This window comes from Polaromonas sp. P3_C2, from assembly GCF_056402675.1.
In genome coordinates this window covers 1-11,637 of sequence record NZ_JBFUGX010000048.1, presented here as the reverse complement: position 1 = coordinate 11,637, position 11,637 = coordinate 1, and the positions used below count along the sequence as shown (strand labels likewise).

Below are 11,637 nucleotides of genomic sequence, written 5' to 3'. Positions count from 1 at the left end.
GCCCACTGTTGACCCATTCGCCCATTTCACTGCGGAACACGTCAAAGCGCGCGCCATAGTGGTCAAGAATGATGAACCCCTGCACCCGCACCCGCTTTTGCAAAATGGCGGCCAGGAACTGCGGCAGTTGGTTGGGGCCGATTGAGCCTGCAGAGTCGTTGTAATGTGCGACAAAACCGCACACAGGCATACGGGCGCCAAGATTGAGGAGCGGAAGGACTGCCGACAATACGTCACCGCCGACGTTTTCAAAGTACACGTCAATGCCCGCCGGGCATGCGGCAGCAAGCTGTTCCCCAAACAATGGCCCGCGCCTGTCGACGCAGGCATCAAAGCCCAGATCGTCGACCGCCTGGCGGCACTTTTCGGCACCTCCGGCGATGCCTACCACGCGGGCGCCCTTGAGTTTCGCGATCTGGCCGACCATGGCGCCAACCGCACCGGTCGCCGCTGCAACCACAACAGTTTCACCAACCTTTGGCTGGCCGATGTCCAGCAGACCGACATGCGCTGTAAAACCCGGCATTCCGAGCGCGCCAAGCGCGAGGGATGGTCGGCCCATGTCATCCATCAACTGCAGGTCGCTCCCATCGCTCAGAGCGTAGTCCTGCCAGCCAGCGTTGGCGAGCACGAGATCACCAACGCGATATTTGGGATGCCTGGATTCGACGACACGGCTGACTGTGCCGCCCGGCATGGTGCCGCCTAGCGGAACAGGAGGCGCGTACCCCGGGCCGACTTTGTCCATCAGGTTGCGCATGTACGGGTCCAGCGAAAGGAACTGCGTTTGCAAGAGCACCTGGCTTTCGCCCACGTGCGGCACAGGCTCGGTCACAAGATTGAAGTCAGACGCAACGGGCAGGCCGCGCGGGTGCGCCGCCAAGGTAATGCGCCGATTGATGCTGGGGTCTGGTCTTGACTTTGTCATGACTGCCTCCGTGCATCGGTCGCTGCGGGGCCCGGGCCGTGCTGCCATGCCAGCAGGCCGCCCAGGGCTACAGCCACCATGGCAAATGCAGGGGCGCCGAGCGCTCCAGTCCAGTCAACGATGAGGCCGCCCGCGATGGCGCCCGTGGCGATGGCGATCTGGAACGCTGCCACCAGCAAGCCGCCCGCGGCCTCTGCCTGGTCGGGTGCGGCGCGCACGATCCAGGTCTGAAAGCCGACCGGAAACGCGCCGAATGCGAACCCCCACAGCGTCACCGCCACAGCGGTGACCACGGTGGAGCTGCCGCCAATGAGCAGCGCAGCCGCAAGCAAGGCGATCATCCCGCTGCMTGCGACGATCGCGTATCGCTCACTGCGCCCCGCCAGCCACCCCCCTGCAAAGTTCCCGAAGAAACCGCCGATGCCATAGCCCAGCAGCACAGCGGAAATCGCCGACACCGACAGCTTGGTCACGTCTTCAAGCACGGGCCGGATGTAGGTGAAGCCCGCRAAGTGGCCGGATATCACGAGCARCACKGCCAGCAGMGCRATKCGTACCGGTCCCCGCGTGAGCAGATCGCGCAGGCCTTTCAAGCTGGCTTTGTCACGCGGCGGCAGTGCCGGCAACGCGACCAGCTGCACAGCGAAAGCCAGCAAGCCGACAGCACCTGCCGCGACAAAAGCGCTACGCCATCCCCACACATTTCCCATCCATGCGCCAACGGGCGCAGCGCAGACGGTGGCAATGGACACGCCCGTCAACACGAGCGACATCGCGCGCGGGAAAAGCCGCTCCGGCACCAGGCGCATGGCCAGTGCCGCCGCCATGGACCAGAATCCACCGAGCGCAATACYGAGCACCACGCGCGCGACCAATAGCACCGCGAGCGAGGCAGCCGTCGCCGCCAACAGGTTGGATACAAACAGAAGGGCTGTGAGCGTCAGCAACACCCGCTTCCGATCGAAGCGCGCCGTCAGCAAGGGGATGGTTGGCGCGGCCACCGCACCGACAAGCGCGGTGGCCGTGACGGCCTGGCCCGCAGCGCCTGCCGTGACGTGCAGGTCAGCCGCCATGGCGGTCAGCAGGCTGGCCGGCAAGAATTCCGCAGTGACCAGGCCGAACACGCCAAGGGAAAGTGAAGCAACCGCCGCCCAGAGGGCGGCGGCTTCGCCAGGTGAATCGTTGCCAGGGGTCGCGCCAGCGGCCAGTGGATCGAGACAGGCAGAACAGGAAGTAGATGACATGAAATGTGAAGCCTTGTTGAGGACAGGGTTGCCAGCTTAGGCCTAGCATCGACACCTTTCCATGGCGAAAGAGCCGAAATGCTTGACGATTCCTCCAGAACTTTTACGCCCATCGTTCAGCCTCCTCACGAAAACGGGGGCCTGCCTGCCGCAGGCCCCGACCCCCTCACCAAAGTCCTGCTGGGCCTGCGCCTGGACGGCGTTGAGTACGGCCGCTGCCTGATGCACGCGCCGTGGGCGATTTCCTTTGCCGCGCAAGCTGCCGCACGTTTTCATTTCGTCGCCAGCGGAGATTGCTGGATGCATACGCAGCGGTCCGGGTGGATGGAACTGAAGGCCGGTGACGCAGTGCTGCTGCCCCGCAGCACCGCCCACACCGTGGCCAGCTCACCAGAAGTGCCGCCGGTGGATCTCGCGACTTTCGATCGCGAGCGGGTCGCAGACGACATCTATTTGTTGCGGGATGGAGCCCCCGCAGCGCAGACGCCATCCCACGTCATGTTCTGCGGCACCATGAAGTTCAACCTTGACCCTCTGCACCCATTGCTGGCCATGATGCCAGAGGTGATACGCGCCGGCGACCTGGCCCAACGCGACCCGGGTGTACCCATGCTGCTCGACGCGATGGAGCGTGAAGCCTCGCTCAACCGCATCGGCGCCTGCGGCATCCTGGCCCGCATGGCCGATGTGCTCGCCGCGAGCATCATCCGTGCCTGGGTGGAATGCGCTTGCAGCAACTCGACGGGCTGGATCGCAGCGCTGCGCTCGCCCGGCGTGGGCAAGGTGCTTGTCGCCATTCACGCGACGCCGGAGCAGGACTGGAGCGTGCCGGAGATGGCGAACATCATGGGTGCATCGCGATCACGTTTTGCCCAGGCATTCAAGGATTCGGTGGGCGAGAGCCCGGCCAGGTACGTGGCCCGCATTCGCATGTTCCAGGCCCGCAGCTGGATCATGCAGGACGGCATGCGTGTCACAGTGGCCGCTGACCGGCTGGGTTACGACTCGGAGGCCTCGTTCAGCCGGGCGTTCAAGCGAGTTATCGGCCACCCACCCAGCAAGGCCCGCAGTTCCATGTGACCAAGGCGTGTTGTGGTGCTGTGGCGCTGGAACTTCTCAGTTGGGCTTTGGTGCACATTTGCAATACGCCCGGCGCACAGAGCAATGAGCGCTGGCAAGGCCCAGTGAAGCAGGGCATGACCGTCGGCAATTCGTGAATCGCCCAGCTAATCCAGTGCGCGAGGCTGCACGCCGACTGCTGTGCAGTACCGGTGGTAGTCCGAGATCCGGTCGGCGGCGGTTATTTGCTGCAGTACGCTGTGGTGCGCTCCGAGGTATTCGACACTGCCCTTGACGACGACGTGCACCAGCAGATCCTCGTCCCCTACAGCTTCCCACCAGTCCACATTGCCGGCAGGCTCGTGAATGTAGTCCCCGACGCCCACCATGCGACCGTCGTTCAGGCGACGCTCGCCAACCAAGGTCAGGGCGTGAACCTCGCCAGTGTGCCGGTGTAAACCCAGCCGTGTGCCCGGCTTGAGTCGCATCAATTCGACCCAGCCTGAACCATCTGGCAGGAACTGGATCGGAAGTGACCATTTCCCTTCCCCTTCCGGGATCCAGGTGCTGAGTCCAGCCCGGCGCATAGCCGCGGCGACGATAGTGTTTGCTAGTTCCATGGCTCTGCCTCTTATTGGTCTGGATGTTGATGGCGGTATTCCTGGGTGCGGCCGCCATAGCCGTACGCGCTGCCGCGCACGTCTTGCACGTACACGTAGCTTTCTGGGTGCAGGTCTCCCAGGATGCGCCCGAACGCTTCGAATGATTCGGCGACAAACCGGGCCTTTTCGGCCTTGGTGTTGGTTTCGTCCACCACCTTGATGTCGAAGTAGAAGCTGGTCATCTTCAGTTCGGCCAGCGATTTCCCGGCGACAAACCAGTCGCGCGGATCGACATAGTCGATCACCACTGCGGTGAGATCACGTCGTTTTCCGAGCAAGCGGCTGGAAAGGTCCAGCAGCGTGTCGGTGACGAGTTGCGAGAGTTCTGGCGTACGGTTCGCCGAGATCTTGACATTGAGGATAGGCATGGTTGTTTCCTTTTTTGGGTTGGTGCCGCCACTTTAGGGCGAGCCACTACAGCCGGAAACCTCCATCCCGCATAATCGGTTTTGCTCGAAACGCAAAGGCAACCCCGATGAAACACTTCCTGCCGGACCCTGCGGACTTGCGGTGGCTGGTTCGCTCACTCGACCTCAATTCGTTCTCTGCGGCCGCCCGGGAGTTGGACGTGGCAGTCTCTGTCGTTACCCGAGGAGTCAACCGCCTTGAAACGGGGTACGGGGTCACTTTGTTGCGCCGGTCCACGCATGGGCTGTCAGCAACCGCCGAAGGCTTTGAGTTGGCGCAGGAAGCACGTGAACTGCTGGCGCGGATGGAGGACATCTCTGCCGCGGTGTCGAAACAGCGAAATCGCGTGGCCGGCGCGCTGCGACTGGCCTCAAGCCAGGAGATTTGCGAGGAACTGGTTGTGCCGCAGCTGGGCGCGCTGCGCGCGCGATACCCGGAGTTGCGCATCGAGGTGGTGGCCGATGACCGGGTTGCCGATCTCGTGACGGACGGGATCGATGTGGCCCTGCGCACCACAGTAGGCAATAGCGAGGCTGTGGTCGCCCGTGCCCTTGGCTCCTTTGAACGCCGCCTGTACGCCTCGCCTGAATATTTGCGCCAACATGGAGAACCCGCCGGCCCGGATGAGTTGGGCAGGCATCAGACGGTAACCCATACCGCGCAGGGGCCCGTTGTGACATGGGCGTTCCGCAAGGCCGGACGGAAGGTCGAAGCCACTGTCAGGTCACAGCTCGCCATGAATACCACGGCCCTGGTGCATCACGCCCTGGTGGCCGGGGCGGGCATCGGCATGCTGTCGGTTCCATTGGCGGCGGGGGACGTGGCCAAGGGCCTTTTGAAGGAGGTCTTGTCGCCTTACGCTTCCGGTATTACCCACACGATGTTCGCAGTGTCCTTGCCCAACCTGCGTAACGCGGCGCGCGTACGGGCTGTGATCGACTTCCTTCAGGCGGCCGCCCGCCGGCAGTGGGCCATGACTTGCACCTAGCGGAAACCGGCCTTGAACTCCAGCACCTGGAATGCTGCGCTTAAGGTTTGTTTTGATTCCTCATAACCTGCCCAAGAGGGGATGCAGACAAAAATTGGACTATCAGGAGGTAGTTCACGTATCCGTGCCAAGACAGGATTCGAGCGGTCGAGCTCTACATCAAGTCCGGAAAACCCGTGAGCCAATCATCCGTCAGCTGGGTTGCATGAATAAAGTCCTTCAGTTGGTGCTTTGAGCAAGCGCCGGCATGCGCATGCCCTCATCCACAATCGTTAGCGGCAGTTCACCGGCACAGTTGCCACGACCCGCCAGCGGGGTACACGCAGACAGCTGCCTGAACTCAGGCGCTGGCAGCGGCGTTTGCGCTTTTGCCTGCTGGTAGGGTGAGCCGCCGGTCGACCCTGCAGCCTGACCAGGCAGTAGTCCGGCCGTGATCAACAAGGTGCCGGGCGTGTAGTTGATCGTGTAGTTGCCATTGGCTGCCAGCAAACCCTGGTTGATCGCGTAATTGCCAGGCTGCTCGCCCGCCACGCGCTGCAACGCACCGCTCAGTACAGAGGCCGCGCTGTCGCCGGCCGCAAACGGCCCGGTGCGGTAAGTCAGCAAAGGGTCGGGCGTATAGACCTGTTTGGCCTGGTTATCGGCAATCACCGAAAGTGACGCTGGCGTAATGACACCGCTGTTGTTCGCGGCATAGCTGACGCTGTAGTTGTTGCCGCCATTACCGTCGTTCATGACCAGTCCGGCGGCAGTCAGCGTCTTGCCGCTGCCGGCATTTTTGTTGTCGAAGGTCTGCGTGGCTGCGCTGGCAACTGTGTCGTACAGCGCGCCGGTGACCACGGGCGCTGCTGCCGACGCGGTGGTGCCGTCGTAAACACGGTTGTCGGCCTGCGCGGTCACAGTCAGCGCGGCCGGGGTGATGCTGGCCGTGGCCGCCGCCTGACCGGTGATGGTGTAGTTACCCACGTCGGCGCCTGTGTAGCTGCTGCTGAGGGCGACGGCTTTCCCGCTGCCCACATGTTTGTCTGCGAAAGCGCCCGTGGCAGTTACCGCGAGATCGTCGTTGGTGATCAGGCCGGCGTAGCTTGCACCAGCCACGTTGACGGTAGCGGTCGCGTTGCCGTCGTAGACCTTGTCAGCAGCCGTGATGCCGCTGACCGTCAAGGCCTTGGGTGTGATGTTCGCCGTCGTCGTAGCCTGGCCGGTGATGGTGTAGTTGCCGACGTCGGCGCCCGTGTAGCTGCTGGCGAGCGTCACGGTTTTGCCATTGGCTACGTTTTTGTCGGCAAATCCGCCAGTGGCAGTGACCGCGAGATCGTCGTTGGCGATCAGGCCGGCGTAGCTTGCGCCGCTGGTGTTGACGGTAGCGGCGGTGCTGCCGTCATAAACTTTATCGCTGGCCGTAATGCCGCTGACCGTAAGTGCTTTCGGCGTGATGCTGGCCGTGGTCGCTGCTTGATCGGTGATGCTGTAGTTGCCAACATCGGCACCGCCATAACTGCTAACGAGCGTGACAGTTTTGCCGTTGGCTACATTCTTGTCGGCGAAAGTCCCGGTAGCACTAACGCTGAGTACATCGCCGCTCACTAGTCCTGCATAGTTGGCTCCGCTGCTATTGACGATAGCGGCAGTGTTGCCATCGTAGACCTTATCGCTGGCCGTGATGCCGCTGACGGTCAGTGCTTTGGGCGTGATGCTGGCCACCAGCCCGACCGGATTGCTGACGCTGTAGTTAGCGGCGTCGGCGCCAGACAGCAAGCCGCTCCCGCTCAGGTTTACCGCCTTGGCATTGCCAACATTTTTATCGGCGAAGCTGCCCGTCACTCCGCTCAGGCCGAGCGTCACAGCGTCGCCGCTTACCATTCCCGCCAGCGCCGCCGCACCAGTGTTCAGCGTGGCGGTGGTGTTGCCGTCGTACACCTTGTTGTCYGCAGTAAGGCCGCTGACCGTCAAGGTTTTAGGCGTGATGTTGGCGACCACCGCGGTCGGGCTGCTCACGCTGTAGTTGCCCGCATCAGTGCCAGACAACAAGCCCACCCCGCTTACTGTTACTGCTTTGGCATTGCCTACATTTTTATCGGCAAAGTTGCCGGTAGCGCTGCTCAAATTGACGGCAACGTTATCGCTGCCGAGCACGCCAGACAGCGTAGCCGCGCCGGTATTCAACGCGGCGATAGTGTTGCCGTCGTAGACCTTGTCGCTCGCCGTCACGCCGCTCACGGTGAGCGCGGCCGGCGTAATAGTCAGCAGGCCGCCCACAATATCCAGCCCCTGCTGGTCGGAAAACGCGGTGTAGGTGCCGACGTTGCGGCCACTGGCGGCAGTGCCGGTGCGCGTGCCCGAGGGCGCCACCACGCTGCCGGCCTGCGTCGCCGCGTTGTAAACCGTGTTCACATTGGCCACGTTTTGCGCCACCAAAAAGTTGCGCAGCAGCGGGCTGGTCATGCCTTCGTAGATGCGCCAAACGGTGGACGTGCCGCCTGTGGCACCCACGTCCCATCCGGCAAAGGTGGCCTGCTGGCGCATCTGCGCGGTCGTGCGGCCGGTGCCGGCAGCGCTGGTAGCCTGCCCCGTGGTGGCGGTGTCCCAGTAGCTGTTGGTGACCGTGCCGGAGGCCGAGCCGGCCAGCCCGCCCAGGGCGCTGGTGCCGCTGACGGCGCCGGTGGCGTAGGTCTTGTCCACCGTGCCGGCCACCACATCGCCGATCAAGCCGCCGACCTGGCTGCCACCGCTCACGCTGCCGCTCGCATAGGCATCGCTGAGCGCGCCGCTGTTGCTGCCGATCAGGCCGCCCACCGCGGTGCCGGTGCCGGTGACGGCCCCCGACGCGTAGGCGCCGCGAATCACGCTGGCAGCGTCGGTGACCCCGACCAGGCCGCCCACGCCGCCGGCACCGACCACCTCTCCCGTGGCATAGACGTTCGAGGTGGGAACACCCCCGGTGTTGACGCTATGCCCTATCAGGCCGCCCACCCGGCTGCCGGCACCCTCCACCCGGCCGGTGGCGTAGGCATTGCTGAGCGTCGCCTCAGCCGATCCGATCAGGCCGCCGACATCGCTGTTGCCCGTGTCGGTCGCCCGCACGGAGCCTTCGGCGTGCACGTTGCTGATGACGCCCATGGTTTGCCCGAGCAGTCCGCCGACGTTCGTGAGGCCTTGCACGTTGCCGGTCGCCACCGCGTTGGAAAGCTGTGCGTCGGCGTTGCCGATCAGGCCCCCGACCGACCTGCGGCCCGTGACGTTGCCGGTGGCCCGGACGTCGGAGACCGTGCCGCCGGCGTACCCCGCCAGGCCGCCGACGTTCGCGCCGGAGACGAGGCTGTCGCCCGCGACCGCACCGGTCGACCTCGACCGCGTCAGCGAGGTCCCCTCGAAGTTGCCGACCAGGCCGCCAACAAATGAATAGCCGCTCACGTCACCCGTCGCTTCCCCCTGGTCGATCGTCCCGCCGGCGACCCGCCCCACCAGGCCGCCGACGTTCGCGCCGGCATTGCCCACGGCGTTGCCTGTGTTGGTGACGGAGCCGGTGGCTGTGACGTTGCTGAGGTCGGCTCCCGTCGATCTGCCGATCAGCCCGCCGCTGTACTGCCGCTGGCTGGTGACGTTCGCGGTGGCGCGGGCGTTCTGGATGGCGCCGCCGCTGTGGTCGCCGATCAGTCCGCCGGTGTAATTGCCGGGTCCCTGCACGGTCACGGCGTCGGAGCGCGCGTCCGTCACCGCACCGGTGTTGCGTCCCACCAGGCCGCCCGTGTAGTCGCCGGTGGCGCTCACGTTGCCGGTCGCATAGACGTCAGCCAGCGCGCCAGTACTGTGCCCGACCAGCCCGCCGACGTACTGCGTGACGCCGGTGAGTCCCGTGGCCGTGACGGAGCCGGTGGCATACGAATTGGTGATGTCCCCCGAGTAGTTCTGGCCGACGAGGCCGCCAACCCCGGTATAGGTGGTGGTCGCGCCGCCGTCGGCCACCACCGCTCCGGTCGCGCTCGCCTGGGAGATGTTGCCGAAATTCCAGCCCACCAGGCCACCTACGTTGCGGGCCGCTCCGTTCACGCCCTGGCCGCCGAGCCTGCCGATGCCGTTGACGGTGCCGCTGGCGCTGACGTTGGTCAGGGTGGTGCCCGCGGTGAGCGCGTCGGCGTTGCCGTTCGCGCCCAGCAGCCCGCCCACGTGGGCGCGGCCCGTGACCGCGCCCGAAGCCCGCGCATTCTGCACGGTGGCGCCGCCGCTGAGGCGGCCCACCAGCCCGCCCACATAGTCGTAGTTGTTGCCCCCGTTGACCGCGCCGGAGGCCGACACGTCACGCAGCGTGGCCCCGTTGATGGCCTCGCCCACCAGGCCGCCAATCACCATGTCACCGCTGCTGGTCATGTTGATGGCCACCTGGGCGTGCGCATCCTGCAAGGTTCCGCCACTCATGAAGCCCACCAGTCCACCGACGCTGGAGCCAGGACCTGCCAGCGTGCCCGATGCACGCAGGTTGTGCAGCGTGGCATTGTTGGCGTCGCTGGCCAGTGCGCCTGCACCCGTAAAAGCATTGCCCGTCACGTTGACGAGGTCCAGGTTCCTGACCGTTCCGCCGATCACCGAGAACAAGCCCGTCATGCTCGTCGGCACCCAGAGCTTCAGGTTGCTGATGGCGTGGMCCAGACCGTCCATCACGCCGCCCAGCCCCGTCAGCGGCGAGGCACCCTTGTTGCCGTTCCAGCCCGCGGTCGCGCTGGCGTCGATGTCTGCGCCCAGCGCGTAGCGCAGGCCGCCGTCGAGGTTGATGGACTGCAGGCCCGTGGTGGAGCCTTCGGTGCCAAGGGTGTTGATGACGATGTAGCCCTCGCCGTTGATGGTGAGAAAACCCGTRCCCGCCCGGTCGAAGTTCACGCGGCCGGCGAATCCTGTGAGCGGGTCCACCGGCACCTTGACCTTGCCTCCGGCCACACCTGCATCGGCGCCGTTGGCGGTGCCTGTGTTCATGACCAGGGCCGAGCTGCCGGTCGCGTCCATCACGGCGCGGATGTTGATGTCGCGCGCAGCGGTTAGCGTCAGTGTGTTGGCGTTCCAGTTCACGTTGTCGTTGACGTGGATGTCGCCGTTGCCCGCCGCGTTGCTGCCGCTGCTTGACAGGATGGTGACGTCGCTGTTGGCCAGATTGGCGGACAGCGTGGCGCCGCTGATGTCGCCGCCGCTCGCGGCGATGGTGAAGTCCGCGGGGTCAATCAGCCAGGTGCCGGTCTTGCCCTGCGCGGCGCGCGTGCTGACGTGTGAGCCTTCAGCCACCTTGACATGCGCGCCCGAGGTGTCGATAAAGCCGCCGTTGCCGCCACTGGGTGCGGACGCATCCAGCGTGCCGCCCACCTGCACCGTGCCACCGTCAAAGCCGCCCAGCAGTTTGATGACGCCGCCGCGGCTTTCGAGTGTGCGCGCCTGAATGACGCCGGTGTTGTTGACCACGGTGCCGGCCAGCGCGTCGGCCGCTTTCGCGGTGAGCAAGGCCGTGCCGCCGTCTGCCTGTATCAGCCCGCCGTTGTGCGCGAGCGCATTGACCGCGCCTTCGTCCACCGCGAGTTTAAGCAGGCCGTCTCCTGCGAAGTCGAGCGTGACCTGCTTGCCGGCGGCCAGGGCCACCGTACCCAGGTTGGCCACCAGCGTGCCGGTGTTGCTGACCTGGCCGCCAATCAGCGCGATGCTGCCGCCGTCGGCGGCACGTATCGTGCCTTCGTTGCGCACGCTGGCGCCACTGCCACTGGCGCGCAACACATAACGCCCGGCCATGAAGTCGGTATCGCTCATGCCCAGCGTCGAGGCCACCAGCCCGCCCACGCTGACCTGCGCGCTCTGGCCGAACAACACGCCGTTGGGGTTGAGCAGGAAGACCTGGCCGTTGGCATTGAGCCGGCCCAGGATCTGGCTGGCCTCAGTGCCCAGCACGCGATTGAGTGCAACGGCATTCGATCCGGGCTGCACGAAATTGACGGTCTCGTTGCCGGCAACGCCGAAGCTCTGCCAGTTGATGGCAAGTTTGGGTGTGGTCTGGGTGATGGTGGTGGTGTTGCCGCTTTGCGTGATGCCACCCTGGCCCGCGCTGACCTGGCCACCCGTGGGAGCGGCCAGCGCCTGCGCCGCTGCCAAGCCGGCGGCAAGGGCCAACGCGCGGAGCTTGCGTTCACGCTTGCCCAGGCTGCGTTTGCCCTTGCCGCTGGCTGTTTCGGCCACGGCTTCAAAGCAGGCACCGGCTTCGTTCCAGATGACGCGGTAGGTGTGGTTCATGGCGATTTTTCCTTCGGTTGTGAATCAAATCGGGCTTCAGCCCTTTCAGGACGTGCGCAAGCAGCTATCAAATATGTAGCGCGAAAC

General features: G+C 64.9%; 7 protein-coding genes. 2 read left to right on the top strand and 5 right to left on the bottom strand.

The annotated features are described in order from the left end of the window. A partial coding sequence (locus AC1DWI_RS03895; RefSeq protein ID WP_477724406.1) for an NADP-dependent oxidoreductase occupies positions 1 to 928 on the bottom strand: 928 nt, incomplete at its 3' end. After that, positions 925 to 2,172, bottom strand: a complete 1,248-nt coding sequence (locus tag AC1DWI_RS03890; protein ID WP_477724405.1) for an MFS transporter — start codon at positions 2,170 to 2,172, stop codon at positions 925 to 927. The genes AC1DWI_RS03890 and AC1DWI_RS03895, both read right to left, overlap by 4 nt. A 78-nt stretch (positions 2,173 to 2,250) precedes the next feature. On the opposite strand from AC1DWI_RS03890, the gene AC1DWI_RS03885 reads away from it, so the two are divergent. Beyond that, positions 2,251 to 3,252 (top strand): AraC family transcriptional regulator, encoded by a 1,002-nt coding sequence (locus tag AC1DWI_RS03885; protein ID WP_477669991.1) that lies wholly within the window; start codon positions 2,251 to 2,253, stop codon positions 3,250 to 3,252. Positions 3,253 to 3,398: 146 nt separating this feature from the next. Here AC1DWI_RS03885 and AC1DWI_RS03880 read toward each other — a convergent pair whose 3' ends face one another. Beyond that, a complete protein-coding gene (locus AC1DWI_RS03880) occupies positions 3,399 to 3,851 on the bottom strand; it encodes a cupin domain-containing protein (RefSeq protein ID WP_477669992.1) in 453 nt (150 codons plus the stop codon). Between the two features lie 11 nt (positions 3,852 to 3,862). Next, positions 3,863 to 4,261 (bottom strand): tautomerase family protein, encoded by a 399-nt coding sequence (locus AC1DWI_RS03875; RefSeq protein WP_477667405.1) that lies wholly within the window; start codon positions 4,259 to 4,261, stop codon positions 3,863 to 3,865. A gap of 107 nt (positions 4,262 to 4,368) precedes the next feature. On the opposite strand from AC1DWI_RS03875, the gene AC1DWI_RS03870 reads away from it, so the two are divergent. Continuing rightward, positions 4,369 to 5,289, top strand: a complete 921-nt coding sequence (locus AC1DWI_RS03870) for a LysR family transcriptional regulator (RefSeq protein ID WP_477669993.1) — start codon at positions 4,369 to 4,371, stop codon at positions 5,287 to 5,289. A gap of 219 nt (positions 5,290 to 5,508) precedes the next feature. On the opposite strand, the gene AC1DWI_RS03865 is transcribed toward AC1DWI_RS03870, so the two are convergent. Next, complete coding sequence (locus tag AC1DWI_RS03865) at positions 5,509 to 11,550, bottom strand: YDG domain-containing protein (RefSeq protein ID WP_477724404.1); 6,042 nt, start codon at positions 11,548 to 11,550, stop codon at positions 5,509 to 5,511. Between the last annotated feature and the right edge of the window lie 87 nt (positions 11,551 to 11,637).